Origin of the sequence: Mucilaginibacter celer (assembly GCF_003576455.2) — a bacterium.
Taxonomy (GTDB): domain Bacteria; phylum Bacteroidota; class Bacteroidia; order Sphingobacteriales; family Sphingobacteriaceae; genus Mucilaginibacter; species Mucilaginibacter celer.
In genome coordinates this window covers 5,419,776-5,437,844 of sequence record NZ_CP032869.1, presented here as the reverse complement: position 1 = coordinate 5,437,844, position 18,069 = coordinate 5,419,776, and the positions used below count along the sequence as shown (strand labels likewise).

Below are 18,069 nucleotides of genomic sequence, written 5' to 3'. Positions count from 1 at the left end.
AATTATTAATCAAAGCAACAAAAACTATTGTGCAGTTAAAAGATAAAGTACATGAGTGCCGGTATTTAGGGGATGAGTGCAGAATTTACTCACCCCGACATCGCTGCGCTCGTCACCCCTCTACGCTGTGCGTAAAACATCTCTAAAATAAAAAAAATGTCATTTCGATAGAGCGAGGGAGGATGGAGCGCAAGGGCGAAAGAGAAATCTTGTACACCATGCATAGGGCCGGGAATGGAGGATTAGCATGGCGTACAAGATTTCTCCTCCCCGTACGCTCTATCCCCGCCAATTCGTCGAAATGACATTCGTTTTTATTTTAATCTGGGCATTAAAAAAGATGTGAACCTTAGCCAGTGAATAAAAAGTTGAACACCACAAAACTTATCCAACCGGCAATGTAATAGTGAACACCGTATACTCACCCTCTTTACTCTCAATATCAATTTTACCCCCATGCCCTTTCACCACAATATCATAACTGAGTGATAAGCCCAATCCTGTTCCTTGTCCGGTTGGTTTGGTAGTAAAAAACGGTTGCATTATTTTTTCCTTGATGCTATCGGGTATGCCCATCCCGTTATCGCGCACAGAAATAACAGCCCCCCGGCCCCCTGAAGGGGGAGTAACAATAGTGGTTTCAACAATAACTTCGGGTTTGTAGTCATCGCCTGCCGTTTTTTGCTTTTGATGAACAGCGTAAAACGCATTGTTAAACAGGTTAAGCAACACCCGGCCTATATCCTGCTGTATCATGTTTACCGGTGGTAAACCTTCATCAAAATTGGTAACCAGCGCAGCGTTGAAAGTTTTGTCTTTGGCGCGAAGCCCGTTGTAGGCCAGTTTAAAATATTCGCCGGTTAGGTTGTTGATGTTTACAGGTTCTTTGCTGCCGGTACCTGCCCGCGAGTGTTGCAGCATGTTTTTCACAATGCCATCGGCCCGTTTACCGTGGTGGTGTATTTTTTCGAGGTTTAGCTTAATATCAGCAGCAATGGCCTGCGCCTCTTCCGGGTCGCCGTTGGCCAGTTCGGTTTCCATTTCATCAAGAAGCTCAATACTCACCTCCGAAAAATTGTTTACAAAATTGAGCGGGTTTTGAATCTCGTGCGCAATACCGGCAGTAAGTTCGCCCAGCGAAGCCAGTTTTTCTGATTGGATAAGTTGCTGCTGGGTGGTTTTAAGGTTATCAACCGCTTCGGCCAGCCTGTCACGTTGGGTAATAATTTCTTCCTGCTGCTCGCTTAGCTCTTTATTGGCTTTACTCAGTTCGTTGGTGCGGAGTTTTACTTTTTCTTCCAGCGAAATATTTTCATTTTTAAGCTGGCGAGATCGGTAAGAAATAAACGCATACACCGCCGAGCCAAAAGCCACTATATATATTAACCAGGCCCACCAGCGCAGGTACCAGGCCGTGGCAATGATGATAGTGATGCTATCGCCGGTATTATTCCAAACACCCGAACTGTTGGCCGCCTTTACGTGAAATATGTAGGTGCCTGCCGCAAGATTGTTATAGGTTACCGAGCGGTTGGTTCCTGCCTGTACCCAATCTTTATCATAGCCATCCAGTTTGTAGGCATAAATGTTTTGTTCAGGGTTATCGTATTGCAATGCTATGTAGCTAAACTGCACACGGTTTTGGTTGTATGCAAATTGGAGTGTTTTGTGGCCGTAGGCTAACACTTTATTAACTGCTGTATCGCTGGCGGCAGGATTACTGTAAGTAATCTCTTCAATATGAACCACCGGCAAAAACGGACTATCATCAAGGCTTTTGGGATTAAACCAGCTGATGCCATTATTTAGAGGGACAACAAGTTCTCCGCCGGGCAATTTGCCAAATTGGTTTATACCCCTGAAAACATCATTGCCCGGCAGTATATTAGCCATAGCAAAGTTTTTGATCTGCATGGTTTTCGGATCAAGCCTGGATAGCCCACGTTCCGACAAAACCCACAGGCGGCCATAATTATCTTCGCTGATGCCGATAACCGAATTAAACAACAGCCCATTGCGCTCGTTAAAGTGCCTGATGAACTTACCCGACCGGCGATCAAATTGAAAAATACCATCAAGGTAAGTTCCTATCCAAAAACTGCCGTCTTTGGTTTCACAAATACTGTTTACACAAGTGGCGTTACGGATATCGTTATTGAAATACGAAATAAACCGTTTGTTTTTCCTGTCAAAGCGGCTCAGGCCTCCAAAATTACTGCCTATCCAAAGGGTGCTGTCTCTGTCTTCATAAAAAACAATAGCGCGGCTGTCGTCAAAATAATATTTGTTTTTCGGGGTTATTGTTTCGAGCGTGTTGCGGTATGGGTACCGGGTAAACTTTTTAGTTGCCGGGTTAAAGGAGCAAATGCCTTTTTCATTATTGCTTGCCACCCATACTATGCCGGTATGATCCTGGTAAATGATATTTATAAAGCCGGTATTTAGCGTAGTGCTGTCGACAGGGTTACTTTTATAGGTTATTTTTTTTTGGGTGACGGTGTTGAACACAATAAGCCCGTCATCGCTGGCAACATACAGCATATTATCCTTGCCCATAACTATCCCGCCAGCGTACCGCTCATCATTTTCCAACGAAAACACTTTTTGATATTGATTGGCCTGAACCGATCCTTTAAAAATACCCAACCGTGTGCTCAACCAGGCCGAGCCATCTTTTAATAGCTGAAGCCCGGCAACGCGGCCCGGATAGCCGTTTACTTTTTGCCCGGTTTTACAAATTGTAAACGCACTTTTTTGTTTGTTATGCCTCGCTGCGCCAGCGTTACCGTAACCTAACCAAAGCTCGCCGGTATGATCAACTGTTTTGGTTGAGATTAAGGAACTGCCGATACCACCGGGATCGTCGGGATTTACACTATATCGCGTAAAAACGGCTGTTTTAGGGTCAAAAGACATTAAGCCATAAGGGAATGTTGCCCACAAAATGCCGTCTTTGGTTTCCCTTATGGCCATTAAGTTGTTTTTATCGGTTTGCGTTAAGGTATCAACAGGAACGTAGTTGCTGAATTTGCCGTTTTGCCTGTTAAACATTGAAAGGCCTTGCATGGTGCCTATCCAAAGCTGTTTGTTGGCGTCTTCGTAAATACTGAAAATACCGGCGTTTAAAAGGCTGTCTTTAGCCGGGCCGGGCCGGAAGTGTTTTATAGCTCCGGTTTTGGTATCGAAGCGGGAAAATTTGAGGTCGATATTATTGCCGTGGAAAGTATTCATGTACAAAATTCCAGGCTCTGATGGTGCTTCATAAACCGGATTTATCCCCATTTGCTTAGCAGTATCTGTGGTGTTGAAATATGGGGTTAGGCTTTTCCCTTTGCCGTTATAACGAAAAAGACCGTTGTTTGTCGGAATCCAGATATCGCCATTGGCGGTTTTATAAGTAGCATAACCATAAGTTGCAGATAAATGATAAATACCTTTATGCCAGCGATCAAACTTTTCGTATTGTCCGGTAACAATATCAAATTTTACAACGCTTTGTCTGCCGTCGGTAGCGTTGTACCGGCCCCAAACATTGCCGTACCGGTCGGTTGAAGTTATTATAAACTGGGCATATTGATCAGGATATGGATATTGGCTGAAAGTATCAGTTTGCCTGTTATACTTAAACAGCCCGTTAACCAACGTGCTCACCCAAAGGTTTTTTTTATCATCTTCAACAATACTGAAAACAAGGGTTGCCACCTGGCGGTTGAGCTTTTGCGATCCGAGCCGGTAAATTTTGTACCGGTAGCCATCATATCGTACCAGTCCGTTTTGCGTAGAGAACCACATATATCCCTCGCTATCTTCCTTAATGGTATTTACGTTTGATTCGGGTAGTCCTTTTTTAATGTCAAACCTGTCGAAATATAAACGAGCCGTTTGCGCACGGATATTTACGTATACAAGGCAACACAAAATCAGCAGGATGATCTTTTTCATTAAGGAATAAGTTAACAGGTATAAAGTAAACGTTTTATGCCGTAAAATAAAAAGGAGGCATTAAATATAAACGGAGCTTACTTTTTAGGTGCTTTTAGCTTCTTCTCCCGCTTGTTATCACTCACCATTTTAACAATGGTTTTGCTATTGGTTATCTGTTTGGCATCTTTAACCTTGGCCAGCGAGTTTTCCCAGGCTTCCTCAACCAGTGTTTTCACTTCATCCTGCGGAAACGATCCTACATCGGTTACCTGTAAATAGCGGTATTGTTTACCCTCGCCAATTAGCAGCTTTTTGGGGTCATGAAGTTCCGATCCCCAGTAAAAACCAAAGTGTGTGTTATAACCAACCCTGTACACGGCGAACGAACAGAAAATATGCCCCATCTTTTCGGTAGGCGACCAGCCCACCGCCAGCGCGTTGTAGTTATCATAAATAAGTTCGTTGGCCTGCGGGTACAAGTCCCACACAAAATCGCGTAGCCATAAAGCCCTTTCCCGCACTTCGGATGGGAAGGCTTTCATAAAAAAAAGCAAATCGGTAACCTCTTCTTTCGGCATAATATAAATGTACAGTGTTTTATTTTCAGTTAATAATAATTAACTTTATTTCACCCAATTATAAACCTAAATACATTCACCTGTTGAAAAGCAAAATTGTTATTATTAAGCCTGTATTTGCCTGTGCTGCAAAATGCAGACGCAGGGCTATGGCCGGTCTGCTCGCTTTTACGCTGATTTTATTGTTTAATCAGCGTAGCTATGCGCAGGTTGACGGCCCGGCCTCGCACCTGCTGGCGATAAAAGCTGCTGCCGACAGTAGTTCGCGCCAAAACCCGGCCGAAAAAATTTATCTCCAGCTTGATAAAAATACCTATACCCCAGGCGATACCTTATGGTTTAAAGCCTATATTTTTAACGCGCCAACGCTTGGCCTTTCGGCAAAAAGCGGCGTGATGTATGTAAGTATTGTTACCGATAGTAACCTTGTTGTGAAACGCCTGCGCCTGCCGGTTGAAAACGGATTGAGCTGTGGTAATATCAGCCTGAAAGAATTACCGGCCGGCAGTTATCATCTGGTTGCTTATACCACCTGGATGCAAAACTTTAATACCGATAACTTTTTTCGCAAACAATTTACCATTGCCGATGATGCGGGCAGCAACTGGCTGGCCAATTATACCTGTTCGGCCGTGGTTACAGACGGGCAGGAACAGGGCCGGGTAAAATTGATATTAAGCAACATTTATAAAACGCCGGTAGCTGCAAAGCCGGTACAGTTAATGGTGATGAAAGGTAAGCGAAAGTTATACCGGCAAACCATACAAACCGACGAAAAAGGCCTGATAGATATTACGTTTAAACTACCGGCAAAACCCGGCGATCTGCGGATTATTGCCGCCGACGAAAGCGGCAACAGGGTAAATATCCCCCTAAACTTTAGCCGCCCGCAGGATGCCGATGTACAGTTTATGCCCGAAGGCGGCGAACTTATTGCAGGCTTACCAGCCCGTATTGGCTTTAAGGCCATCGGCCTGGATGGCCGGGGCGTTGATGTTAAGGGTGAAGTGCTTGACCATAACCAACAACCGGTAGCCGCTTTTGTAAGCCGGCATTTAGGCATGGGGAGTTTTAACATGTTGATAAGTAACGGCGAAAACTATACTGCGAGGGTTACTTTGCCCGGCGGAGCAATACGTAATTTTCCATTGCCCGATGTGAAAAGTGAAGGTATAGTATTAAACGTAAATAACATCGACACCGAAGATTCGATAAAAGTATCGGTAAGCGCTACTGAAAAAATAACTGCCCGGGGCGACGATTATTTGCTGATTGCCCGGGCACGCGAAGTGGTTTGCTATGGCGCCGTGGTTAGTTTTAAAAACGGTGCGTTTATTCATCAAAAAATAAGTAAAAAGCTGTTCCCTTCGGGTATTATTCATTTTGTGTTGCTGGATCTGAAAAGGAGGCCATTAAATGAAAGACTTATTTTTATTAACCGGCATGATGATCTGCATATCAGCCTCAGCACTGATAAGGAAACCTTTGCCACACGCGATAGCGTTGCACTTCATCTTAACGTGAAAGATGCCTTAGGTAACCCCGTGGCAGGTAATTTTTCATTGGCTGTTACTGATGATGCTTTGGTACATCCCGATAGCCTTGCCGGCGAAAATATCATTACCCGCATTTTGCTCACATCCGAGCTTAAGGGCGATATTGAACAGCCGGGTTATTATCTCAATGCCCGTAATGCCCAAAGCGGCCAGGCGCTTGATGAACTGCTGCTTACACAGGGTTGGGTAAGTTACGCCTGGCCCGGCGAAAAAAGCCGCCCGGTTTATGAGCCGGAAACTGAGGCTGCTATAAGGGGCAGGGTGCTTAATGCTTTTAATAAACCTGTTAAAGCCACCAAAGTGGCCATGCTGTCAAAATCGCCGGTGCTGGCCGCCGAGGCTATTACTGATAATGCAGGGCGTTTTATGTTTAATAAACTCCCGGTTACCGATACGCCTGCATATATGCTTAAAACGGTTAAAAATTTTAATGTTAGCATTGTGATGGACGATGCACCGCAGCCGGTTTTTGCAATGACGGCAACTGCACCCACAACTCAGTGGTATTTAAGCAGCGATACCAGTCTGTTTAACAGTGTGAAAAACAACCGCGCCCGCCAGAATTTGCTGAACGATTTGCCACCCGAAACGCATGCCCTGAAAGAAGTAAAAATTGTTGCCAAAAAAATAATAAAAGGCTCACAAAATTTGAACGGCCCCGGCGAAGCCGACTATATTTTTGATGAAGCCGATATGGAAAAAGCCGGTAAGCAAACCTGGTTAAGCTTTTTGCAGGAGCATATACCCGGTTTTAGGTTGGGCATAATTACTAAACCCAGCGATTTTAACAGACTTGAATTATACCATTATGGGGCATTGCGAAACACGCTGATGGAAATGGATAAAGCCGGAGCCGGGGCTGCTGCTGCAAATACCCCGATACCTATATTAGAAGCCATTCCACCGAATATCGTATGGTATATGGTTGGCCGGCAGCCAATTAAGCTGATTGTTGATGGGGTTGCGTTTGGAACCGTTTTTATAAATCCTTATATCGACCACCGCATCAGCTTTAACGATCTTAAAAACTATCTGCAAACGCATGATGCCGAGGATATTAAAGGCATGGAGGTAATCACTTCGGGCAAGTATGCTGATAATTATTTCCGGCGGTTTGTATCTGCCGACTGGAAGTCAACCCTTTCATCAGGCGATTTTACATTTATAGAGTTAACTACCAGAACCGGACAGGGGCCAATTCTTCAAAGTACACCGGGGCGATACCTGTATAAGCCGATGGCTCTGAGCCTGCCTGCCCGTTTTTATAGTCCGCGTTACGCTGTTAAAGACAAAGCAAAACATCCGGCCGACCTGCGATCGACCATGTATTGGGAGCCCAATATCAATACCACAGCAGATGGTAAAGCCTCCCTGTCGTTTTATACCGGCGATAAGCCATCAACCTACACCTATATAATAGAAGGTACCAATATTGACGGTAGCCTTGGATACCGTTATGGCAAAATAAAAGTTAATGATCACGTAAGCCCATGAAAAATATATTTAACCGCCGTTTTTTCAGGAGGCCGGTATTGATTTTTACATTCATTACCGCCTGTATTGGTTATACCCATGCCCAGCAAACTGCACCTGCAGCCAGGTTACTGCAGGCAAAGCAATATGCTGATAGCCTGATTCGCCAAAACCCGGCCGAACGGATCTACCTGCATACCGATAAAAGTACCTATACTCCCGCCGATACCTTGTGGTTTAAAGCTTACCTGTTTAATGCACACAGCTTAACGCCATCTGTAAAAAGTGGTATTATGTACGTTACCATTATTACCGATAGTAACAAGGTGGTTAAGCAGCAACGCCTGCCGGTTGAAAACGGGCTTACCTGGGGCAATATCAGCCTGGATGATCTGCCCGCCGGCAACTACGTGCTTACGGCTTACACCCAATGGATGCAGAATTTTAGTAAAGACGGATTTTTTTACAGGCAGTTCACCATTGCCGATGATGCCCGGAGCAACTGGATGGCCAATTACAGCAGCACCAGTACCATGGTTGAGGGTAAGGAGCAGGCACACGTTAAATTACAGCTAAGCGATACCTATAAAAAAGCGGTTATTGAACGGCCGGTGCAGTTACTTGTAATGAAGGGTAAACGGCGCCTTTACCGCTCAAACCTTCAAACCGATGAAAAGGGTTTAATCGACATTACATTTAACCTGCCTGCAAAGCCCGGCGATATCAGGATCATAGCCAACGACGCAGCCGGAAACCGGGTAGATATTCCTTTAAATTTTAACCGCCCGCAGGATGCCGATATACAGTTTATGCCCGAGGGCGGAACATTGATTGATGGTTTACCGGCCCGCATTGGTTTTAAAGCCATTGGTTTGGATGGACGGGGAATTGAGATAAGCGGTACGGTGTTTAACGAAAATCATCAGCCGGTAACCGATTTTAAATCATCGCATTTAGGGATGGGAAGCTTTGAAATAACCCCTAAAGCAGATGAAAACTATACAGCCAAAATTACCTTGCCGGGCGGGCAGATTAAAGACTATGCCTTACCCAAAGCGAAAAGCAATGGTATTGTTTTAAGGGTAAGCGATAAGCCGGCCGCCGATTCGATAGTTATTTCGTTGCAGGCCACAGATAATATCAGGAAAGATGGTGAAAGTTATTTTTTAATAGGCAAGTCATTCGGGGTGATCTGTTATGGCAGCATTGTGAACTTTAAGCAAAGCGGAAGTATTAATGGCAGGGTTAGCAAAAAACTGTTCCCATCCGGCATAGCCCATTTTATGTTGCTGGATATGAAAAACCGGCCCCTGAATGAGCGGCTTGTTTTCATCAACCTGAATGATAACCTGCATGTAAACATCGGCACCAGTAAAATAACCTACGCCGCGCGCGATAGCGTAGCGCTTAATATTAATGTAACCGATGCCGCTGGAAAACCCGTGCAGGCTAATTTTTCGCTTGCCGTTACAGACGATGCCCAGGTGCACCCGGATAGTTTGAATAACGAAAACATTATTACGCGGATGCTGCTCACCTCCGAGCTGAAAGGTTATGTAGAACAACCTAACTATTATCTAAACGCAAATGATTACAACAGCCACCTGGCGCTTGATAACCTGCTGCTTACACAGGGCTGGGTAAGTTATGATTGGGATAAGCCCAAAGGTACACCTCTTTATGCCGCCGAAACCGAGCTGGCCATTAAGGGCAAAGTATTGAATGTGTTTAACAAACCGGTAAAAAAAACAAGGGTACAACTGTTTTCCAAATCGCCCCTGATGGCTTCTGATACACTCACCGATGCCAGCGGCAGTTTTACATTTCGTAACCTGCCGTTAACAGATACGCCGGCTTATTTTATAAAAACGGCCAAAAATTTTAATGTGGGTATTGTGATGGATGATGCGCCTACACCCACACTTTCGGCCCCGGCGGCGGCTACCTTCATTCCGTGGTATGTAAGCAATGATACTACGCTGTTTAACAGTTTAAAAACCAACCGCATTAAGCAAAACCTGGCCAATGATCTGCCGGCCGATATGCACACACTAAGGGAGGTGAAAATAAAGGCTAAAAAAATAGTGAAGGGATCAAAAAACCTCAATGGCGCCGGTAATGCCGATTATGTTTTTGACGAAGGCGATTTGCTGAAAGCCGGCAAGAAAACCTGGGTGCAATTTTTAACCGAGAATGTTAAAAGTTTCAGGGAGGGTACCATCATTAAGCAATTTGTGGTGCGCTTTTCGGTGCAGGGCAAAACAAAAGTCGACCTTCAGTTTGGCACATGGCGCTTACCACCAAGCGATTTTTTTAGCTGGTATTTTGTGGATAATAAGCCCATTTTTTTTGTGGTTGACGGAATAGCTTTGGGCGATGTGTTTAAAAGCAACTTTAATGACGATCCTGATTTTACCATGTTAAAAAACTATCTCGAGGGGAATAATGCCGAAGATATTAAAGGCATAGAAATTAATACAGGTTCAAAATATAGCGATCAATATTTCGGCAGTTATGTGCCTTCGGATTGGAAGCCTTACGCGCATGTTAGCGATTTTACTTTTATGGAGATAACCACCCGCGGCGGCTATGGCCCCAATATTGACAAAACGCCCGGTGGTTTTCTGTATAAACCTTTGGCGTTAAGCTTTCCATCGCAATTTTATAGCCCTAAATACTTAGTAAACAACGCACCTAAGGTGAAAACTGATCTCAGATCAACCATATATTGGCAGCCAAACGTGGTTACCGGGGCCGATGGCAAGGCCGTGATAAATTTTTATACCGCCGATATGCCTTCATCGTACACCATTATGCTAAATGGCACGGATATGACCGGCGGGTTTGGTTTTAAACAAGGGGGTGTAAAAGTTGGTACCCCGGCCCCCTAATTTAACCAGGATATCTCAATAAAAGGATGTCATTTCGATAGAGCAGGGGAGGCCAGCAGCGCAGGAGCGAAAGAGAAATCTCCTACGCCCTGCTATCGAACTATGCGTATTGCAGGGTGTAGAAGATTTCTCCTTACCCGCCCGCACAGGCCACCGCTTGTTCGTCGAAATGACAAGTACATTTTTTTTTGAAAAAAAAGCGCTTTAATCAAAACAAAGTATTACGGTAAGCATTGCCCTCTAACCTCTAACCTCTAACCTCTAACCTCTAACCTCTAACCTCTAACCTCTAACCTCTAACCTCTAACCTCTAACCTCTAACCTCTAACCTCTAACCTCTAACCTCTAACCTCTAACCTCTAACCTCTAACCTCTAACCTCTAACCTCTAACCTCTAACCTCTAACCTCTAACCTCTAACCTCTAAAATCAAGCTTCATCAATATCCGGCCCCTTAAGTTTATCGCGGTTAACACCCCCTTCCAGCGAAAGTAAAAATGCGGGTAACAATGTAAGGTTGCTGATCATAGCCACCAAAAGGGTTATTGACAAAAGGATGCCCAAAGCTGCAGTGCCGCCAAATTTTGATACCGCGAAAATGCCGAAACCAAAAAACAGCACCGTGGCGATAAAGATCATGCTCACGCCCGTTTCACGGATGGTATCTGAAACAATTTGCGAGATGGTTTTTTTGCTGTGACGCAATTCGTGCCGGTAACGGGTGATGAAATAAATGGTTTGATCGGACGAGATCCCCATCGCTATGCTGAATATCAATATGGTTGAAGGCTTAAGCGGAACCCCGAAAAAGCCCATAATACCGGCGGTGATAATTAAGGGTACCAGGTTGGGCACCAATGAAATGGCTATCATTTTTATGCCGCGGAACAAAATCCACATCACTGCTGCAACTAATAAAATAGCCCAGGCCAGGCTTTCGTACAGGTTTTTAAGCAGGTAGTTGGTGCCTTTTATAAATATGATGCTCGAGCCGGTAAGCTCTACATGAAATTTTTTCGGATTGAAGATCGAGTCGATGCGGGGTTGCAATTCGGCCAGTACGGTGTTCATTTTTTTTGAGCCGGCATCAACCATTTCAAAGGTAACGCGGGTAACGCGGTGGGTACTGTCGAGGTAACTTTTAAGCATGCTGCCGCCACCTTTGCCCGAGTTGGCAGCATAGTTCAATATAAAGTTTTGCTCCAGGCCATCGGGCAGGCGGTAGTATTCAGGATTGCCGCCATAAAAAGCCTGTGTGCTGAATTTTAAAACCTGGATCAGCGATACTGAGCGGCTGAATTGCGGATATGATGAAATGAGTTTTTCCAGTTTTTCTACCTTGCGAATGGTACCCAGGTTCATCACCCCGTTTTTGCGTTTGGTATCGATGCTCACCTCCAGCGGCAACACGCCTTTAAAGTTGGATTCAAAAAATTTCAAATCGTGTAGGGTGTTGTTGCTTTGGGGTAAATCATCAACCACATAACCATTGATATTTATTTTCGACATACCGAAGGCTGCGATTAGGATCAACACAACGGTTGCGGCGTAAATAGCTTTGCGTTTGGTGTGTACCAGTTTATCCAGTGCGGCCAGCAGGGCATCCATCAGTTTACTGTCTTTAATACCGGTTTGACTTGCCTTAGGCGCGGGCAAAAAGCTGAAGATGATGGGAACCAGGATAAGGCTTAAAGCAAAGGTGAGCAAAATGCCTATGGAAGCTACCAGGCCAAACTGGGTTAATAACTCGCTGTTGGTAAAGCACAGCACACCAAAGCCGATAGCGGTGGTAACGTTGGCGATAAAGGTAGTGATGCCGGCACGCTCAACGGCAACTTCGAGGGCGGCCATTTTGTTGCCGCTGATGCCATACTCGTGAAAATATTTATTGAGGATAAATACACAGTTGGGAATACCGATTACCACAATAAGCGGTGGAATAATACCGGTGAGGATGGTCATTTCATAATGCATCAGCTGCAATACACCCAAACTGAATATCACGCCCAAAATCACGATCATAATAGGGAAAATGACCGGGAACAACGAGCGAAAAAACAGCAGTAAAATAACCGCCGTAATAATTACCGAAAGGCCCAGGAACAGCGAAAATTCATGAGCCACCAAATCGCCAACTACGGTACGGATTAAAGGCAAACCCGAGTAGTGAACCTTGATGCTATGCTTTTTTTCGAAGGCCTGGCCAAGCTGGTCTATTTTTTTAATGATGGGTACGCGGTAGGGGGTATTGATGATCTTATCATCAAAAGTGATCATCATGAGGGTGCTTTGCCCGTCGTTGCTTACTATCAAACCTTTATAAAAAGGCATGGATGTAAGTTGCTGTTTAATGCTATCAATCGCGGCGGTGGTTTGCAGGGGCCGGGTAACTAATGGTTTTAATACAAACTTATGTTGCAGTGTATCTTTTTGCAGGTTATAAATATTGGCGGCAGATACTACGGCTTTAATGCCTTTTACCTTTTTCAGCTCCTCGCCAATGCCATACCAGTCGTTAAAAACATCTTTGGTAAAAATATCCGGCGATTTGATGCCGATAACCATCGAAGACGCATCCTGCCCAAAAGTTTTCTTAAATTCTGCATAGCGGATAAAGGCCGAATCGGTAACGGGAAGTACTTTGCCGCCATTAAACGTGATCTTTACTTTTGACGCCTCGAAGCCCATAAAGGCACTCAGCGCCAAAACGCAAATAAAAATTATGAGTCGGTTTTTAAGAATTGCAGATGCTATATGTTTCCAGAACATTATTATCGTGATATGTACAAGAGAGGCGCAAAAGTACTAAAAATGCGCTATCTGCCTATTAATGATGTTGATAATGTGACAATGAGATAGCCTTATGATAATAATGCAGCTTTTTGCCGCTTGCCCAGCTGTCAGAAGTCTCCCACTTCGGATGCCTATGCCCGGAGTTATAAACTTCGAACAGCGGGAACACCTAACCTATATTAACCGCTAAACTTTGTATTTTTGAATATGAAAAGGTTGGTACGCAGTTTTGGTTTCGCATTTAAAGGGCTGCGTTATGCAACCAAAACACAGCCCAATTTCCAGATCCATCTGGCTGCCGGTACAACCGCAGTGGCGCTTGGTTTGTGTTTAAAAATTTCTGCTGATGAATGGCTTTGGGTGATGGCCTGCATCGCAATTGTACTCATCACCGAACTCTTAAACACCTCGCTCGAAACCCTTACCGATCTTGTTTCGCCAACATATCACGAAAAGGCCGGGCACACCAAAGATGTGGGTGCAGCTGCTGTAGTTATAGCTGCCCTGTTTGCCATCATAACCGGGGCCATCATCTTTTTGCCTAAAATTATTAACCTGTTCTGGCATGCTGCATAAAACCAGGGGCATCGTATTTAAAGCTACAGATTACGGCGAAAGCAGTGTGATTGTGCAGATTTTTACCGAAAAGTTCGGTCTGCAATCGTACATCATCAATGGTGCTAAAAAGCCAAAGGCTAAAATAGGTCGCAATATGCTGCAGCCGTTAGCCTTGCTCGATCTGGTGGTTTATCACAAAAATACCGGCAGTGTACAGCGTATATCCGAACTTAAAAACGCGCCGGTGTTACTTACCATACCATATGATGTGATTAAAAGCTGCGTGGCTATTTTTTTAAATGAGGTGCTGTACAAAGCTGTAAAACAACAATCGCCGGATGAAAACCTGTTTAATTTTATTTTTAGCGGGATTGAATTGCTCGACCATCAAACCGAAGGCGTTGCCAACTTTCACCTTGTGTTTTTAATCCGTTTAAGCCGCTACCTCGGGTTTTATCCGGATAGGTATATGGCCGGGGATACCGATTATTTTGATATTAAAAACGGGCAGTTTACCCGCTACAAGCCCGATAGTGTGTCGTACCTCTCGCCCCCGCATACACAAAATTTTGCCATGCTGCTTGATTGCAGTTTTGAAAATATGCACCTGCTTAAGTTGAGTAACGATGAGCGCCGCTACCAGGTGCAAAAACTACTGGAGTATTATGCCATGCACATCGAAGGATTCGGCAATATCAAATCAAACGATGTGCTGGAGGAAGTGTTGGGGTGATTTTGTATTTGGGATTTCGGATTTTCGATTTCGGATTTGGGAATGATGTCTAAGCATTCTCGTTCCCTCGGGGTCTCTCGAAGAGGACCCTGAGGTTCTGCGACTTTTCTACCACGCATGCATAGCAAATTTGCATGGCGTATACCTCACGGTCCTCTCCGAGAGACCCTGAGGGGACGGGAAAATATTAAGGGAGCTACAAATCAATAGTATCACCTATCCCCGGCAAATACAACGTTAAGCCCGCATCTGCAAAATCCCGGATGGCCTGTTCATGATCTATCTTTATAAACCCAAAAGTATCGTAATGAACCCCCAATACTTTTTTGGCTCCGGCATACCTTGCGGCCTCGATGGCATCTTCAACACCCATGGTTAGTCCGTCGCCGATGGGCAATACGGCAAAATCAAGCTCAGCAAATTTGGCAATCAACTGCATATCCAGGGTTAAACCGGTATCGCCGCTATAGTAAAAATTGCCGTCGGGAGTTTTAAATACATACCCGCTGGCTACGCCACCGTAACTGCCATCAGGTAAACTGCTGGAGTGTACTGCGGTTACGCATTTAACGGTTCCGAAATCAAAACTGAATTTTCCACCCGGGTTAATGGGATGGGTATTGGTAAGGCCCTGTTTATTAAACCAATCATATATTTCCCAGTTGCCCAGCACCATTGCCCCCGTGCGTTTAGCAATCTGTACCACATCAAAAACATGATCGAAATGGCCATGCGAAACAAAAATATAATCCGCAGCTATTTCATCAATGTTTACTGCTTTGGCCAGTTCGTTTGGCGTAATAAAGGGATCGAACAATAAATGTTTGCCGCCGGCAAATACCGAAAAGCAGGAATGTCCGTAGTAATTGAGCTTCATAATTGCGGGTTTTGATGATGGGTTGATAGTTAACCAAAAGTATTTGTTTTGCCGCGCATTGCTAAGTAACCCGTTACTTATCAGCACCTTTATACATAAAAATTACAATAGGTGCCTATCCATCGTCTCATTTCGGTTCTCCATCTTCAATCTTTTGCCATTCATCGATAAAACTTGCATTTGTAAAAGTTAATATTTAGTATTGTGTAATAATGACACAAAGAAAAATTTCACTTCTTTGTCATTGAGCTACTACCAATTAGTACTTATAAACCAATTAAATTTTTAACATGAGAATAAGCTACAAGTGCCATGCTGTTTTTGCATGTGTTTTAGTTGCCGGCGGAGCCATCAGTTCTGCACGGGCGCAAACTAAAAAGCCTTTGTTACAATTAACCGCCACCAATATTAAACAGGTGGTTGCCGCCATGACCCTCGAAGAAAAATCAAAACTGGTAGTAGGGATGGGTTTTAAAATGCCGGGTGTGCCGCCGCCGTCAAAAGATAAAAAGAAAGAATCCGTTGATATCGGTGGTTTTAAATTACCCCCGTCTGATCCGGATGCTTATAATATTCCGGAAAAAGTGCCCGGAGCCGCCGGGCGTACGCACGCTATTCCGCGTTTAGGCATTCCGTCTATCACTGTATCTGATGGGCCTGCCGGTTTACGGATCGAGCCCATTCGCAACGGCGATAAATCAAAAACCTATTATGCAACTGCTTTCCCCGTGGCAACGCTTTTAGCTTCCACCTGGGATACCCAACTTGTAAATAAAGTAGGCGTTGCATTTGGCAACGAGGTGCGTGAGTATGGTGTTGATATATTGCTTGCCCCAGGCCTCAATATTCATCGTAACCCGTTGGGCGGCCGTAATTTTGAATATTATTCTGAAGATCCGCTGGTGGCAGGCAGCATGACCGCCGCTATTGTTAACGGCATCGAATCAAACGGGGTTGGTACTTCCATTAAACACTACGCAGCCAATAACCAGGAAACCAGCCGAAACTCTATCAATACCATTGTTAGCGAGCGTGCCATGCGCGAGTTATACCTGAAAGGTTTTGAAATAGCCGTAAAAAAATCACAGCCATGGACGGTGATGTCATCATACAATAAACTCAACGGCACCTATACCTCCGAGCGGCGCGACCTGCTCACCACCATCCTGAAAAAAGAATGGGGCTTTAAAGGTTTTGTAATGACCGATTGGTTTGGCGGTAAAGATGCCGTAGCCCAAATGAAGGCCGGTAATGATTTGCTGATGCCCGGTAATCCAACACAATCCGAAGCAATTGTGGCCGCCGTAAAAAACGGCACGTTGGATGCTAAACAGCTTGATGCCAATGTAGAGCGGATGCTGAATGTAATTGTACAATCGCCCACGTTTAAAAAATATAAATATTCGGATGCGCCCGATCTGGCTGCACACGCCGCAGTTGCGCGCGAGGCCGCCGCACAGGGCATGATCCTGCTTAAAAACGAGGATAAGGCCGTGCCATTTGCCGCAGGTAAAAGGATAGCTGTTTTTGGCAATACATCGTACGATATTATTGCCGGCGGTACAGGTAGCGGCGACGTAAACAAGGCTTATACCATATCATTAATGCAGGGTTTGGCCAATGCAGGTTTTAAATTGCAGGAAAAATTATCCGACAGCTATAAAGCATACCTGGTGGATATGAAGGCCAAGCAGCCCAAACCTAAAAATTTTTTCGATCACCCAGCTCCCATTCCCGAAATGGATGTGAATGCTATTTTAGCTGATGAAGCCAACGGTGCAGATGAAGCGCTGATTACTATTGGACGCAATGCCGGCGAGGGCGCCGACCGTAAACTGCCCGGCGATTACTATTTAAACGATGCCGAAAAAGGATTGATTAACGGTGTAGCCGATGCATTTCATGCCAAAGGCAAAAAAGTGATTGTTGTATTGAACATAGGCGGCGTAATTGATGTTACGGCATGGCGTGATAAGGTTGACGGCATTTTATTGGCCTGGCAGCCCGGCCTTGAAGCCGGTAATGCTATTGCCGATGTATTGAGCGGTAAAGTAAATCCATCGGGAAAACTGGCCACTACTTTCCCGACCGATTATAAGGATGTACCATCGGCTAATAATTTTCCCGGCACTCCTGAGGGTAAACCTAACCAGGTTATTTATGAAGAAGGCATTTATGTGGGCTACCGCTATTACGATGCCGCTAAAATTACACCTGCTTATGAGTTTGGTTACGGCTTATCGTACACCAATTTTAAATTCAGCGGCCTGAAGCTAAGTTCCAAAACATTTAAAAATATGATCACCGCCACAGTAACGGTTAAAAACACCGGCGATGTGGCGGGTAAGGAAGTGGTGCAGCTATACCTCTCGGCACCTAAAAAAGATTTGGATAAACCCGAAGATGAGCTGAAAGCGTTTGGAAAAACTAAACTGCTGGCCCCCGGCGAATCGCAAACATTTACATTCACCTTAAAAGCCTCAGATCTGGCTTCGTTTTATACCGAGAGGGAAGCCTGGATAGCCGACGAAGGCAGCTACAAAGTGAAGATAGGATCATCATCGCGCAAAATTGAAGAAACAGCATCATTCAATTTAGCTAAAGATATCACTGTTGAAAAGGTAAACAAAGCCTTGGTACCCGAACAAACAATAAACCAGCTAAAACTAAACTAAAACCAACCAGCC

General features: G+C 44.7%; 9 protein-coding genes. 5 read left to right on the top strand and 4 right to left on the bottom strand.

Annotated elements, in window-relative coordinates; all coding sequences use genetic code 11:
* Positions 1-384: 384 nt before the first annotated feature.
* Positions 385-3,942 carry a sensor histidine kinase gene (locus HYN43_RS22340; RefSeq protein WP_119406148.1) on the bottom strand — a complete coding sequence of 1,186 codons (3,558 nt, stop codon included), beginning with the start codon at positions 3,940-3,942 and terminating at the stop codon, positions 385-387.
* A gap of 77 nt (positions 3,943-4,019) precedes the next feature.
* Entirely contained in the window at positions 4,020-4,502 is a 483-nt protein-coding gene (locus tag HYN43_RS22335) for a DUF1801 domain-containing protein (RefSeq protein WP_119406147.1), read from the bottom strand.
* Positions 4,503-4,585: 83 nt separating this feature from the next.
* Here HYN43_RS22335 and HYN43_RS22330 point away from each other — a divergent pair, with 83 nt between their 5' ends.
* Together HYN43_RS22330 and HYN43_RS22325 are read left to right on the top strand one after the other, a co-directional pair.
* On the top strand, positions 4,586-7,552 hold the full coding sequence (locus HYN43_RS22330; protein ID WP_119406146.1) for a hypothetical protein: 2,967 nt from the start codon (positions 4,586-4,588) through the stop codon (positions 7,550-7,552).
* Positions 7,549-10,422 (top strand): carboxypeptidase-like regulatory domain-containing protein, encoded by a 2,874-nt coding sequence (locus tag HYN43_RS22325; protein ID WP_119406145.1) that lies wholly within the window; start codon positions 7,549-7,551, stop codon positions 10,420-10,422. The genes HYN43_RS22330 and HYN43_RS22325 overlap by 4 nt, the downstream gene beginning before the upstream one ends.
* Positions 10,423-10,850: 428 nt before the next feature.
* On the opposite strand, the gene HYN43_RS22320 is transcribed toward HYN43_RS22325, so the two are convergent.
* Positions 10,851-13,127, bottom strand: coding sequence for an efflux RND transporter permease subunit (locus HYN43_RS22320; RefSeq protein ID WP_245446985.1), 2,277 nt, complete (start codon positions 13,125-13,127; stop codon positions 10,851-10,853).
* A 294-nt stretch (positions 13,128-13,421) separates the two neighbouring features.
* Between HYN43_RS22320 and HYN43_RS22315 the strand changes: the two genes are divergently transcribed.
* Both HYN43_RS22315 and recO read left to right on the top strand, forming a co-directional pair.
* A complete protein-coding gene (locus HYN43_RS22315; protein WP_119406143.1) occupies positions 13,422-13,790 on the top strand; it encodes a diacylglycerol kinase in 369 nt (122 codons plus the stop codon).
* Positions 13,780-14,505: a DNA repair protein RecO gene (recO, locus tag HYN43_RS22310; RefSeq protein ID WP_119406142.1), complete on the top strand. Its 726-nt coding sequence runs from the start codon at positions 13,780-13,782 to the stop codon at positions 14,503-14,505. Before HYN43_RS22315 ends, recO begins: the two co-directional genes overlap by 11 nt.
* A gap of 196 nt (positions 14,506-14,701) precedes the next feature.
* Here the strand turns inward: recO and HYN43_RS22305 are convergent, their stop codons facing one another.
* Positions 14,702-15,382 carry a metal-dependent hydrolase gene (locus HYN43_RS22305; RefSeq protein WP_119409073.1) on the bottom strand — a complete coding sequence of 227 codons (681 nt, stop codon included), beginning with the start codon at positions 15,380-15,382 and terminating at the stop codon, positions 14,702-14,704.
* A 290-nt stretch (positions 15,383-15,672) separates the two neighbouring features.
* Here HYN43_RS22305 and HYN43_RS22300 point away from each other — a divergent pair, with 290 nt between their 5' ends.
* On the top strand, positions 15,673-18,057 hold the full coding sequence (locus tag HYN43_RS22300) for a glycoside hydrolase family 3 C-terminal domain-containing protein (protein WP_119406141.1): 2,385 nt from the start codon (positions 15,673-15,675) through the stop codon (positions 18,055-18,057).
* Positions 18,058-18,069: the final 12 nt, after the last annotated feature.

What these genes read in the sequence shown, in the direction of transcription:
- HYN43_RS22340 (WP_119406148.1), bottom strand. Translation starts at nt 3,942, where the DNA reads ATGAAAAAGATCATCCTGCTGATTTTGTGTTGCCTTGTATACGTAAAT.
- HYN43_RS22335 (WP_119406147.1), bottom strand. Translation starts at nt 4,502, where the DNA reads ATGCCGAAAGAAGAGGTTACCGATTTGCTTTTTTTTATGAAAGCCTTC.
- HYN43_RS22325 (WP_119406145.1), top strand. Translation starts at nt 7,549, where the DNA reads ATGAAAAATATATTTAACCGCCGTTTTTTCAGGAGGCCGGTATTGATT.
- HYN43_RS22315 (WP_119406143.1), top strand. Translation starts at nt 13,422, where the DNA reads ATGAAAAGGTTGGTACGCAGTTTTGGTTTCGCATTTAAAGGGCTGCGT.
- recO (WP_119406142.1), top strand. Translation starts at nt 13,780, where the DNA reads ATGCTGCATAAAACCAGGGGCATCGTATTTAAAGCTACAGATTACGGC.
- HYN43_RS22305 (WP_119409073.1), bottom strand. Translation starts at nt 15,382, where the DNA reads ATGAAGCTCAATTACTACGGACATTCCTGCTTTTCGGTATTTGCCGGC.
- HYN43_RS22300 (WP_119406141.1), top strand. Translation starts at nt 15,673, where the DNA reads ATGAGAATAAGCTACAAGTGCCATGCTGTTTTTGCATGTGTTTTAGTT.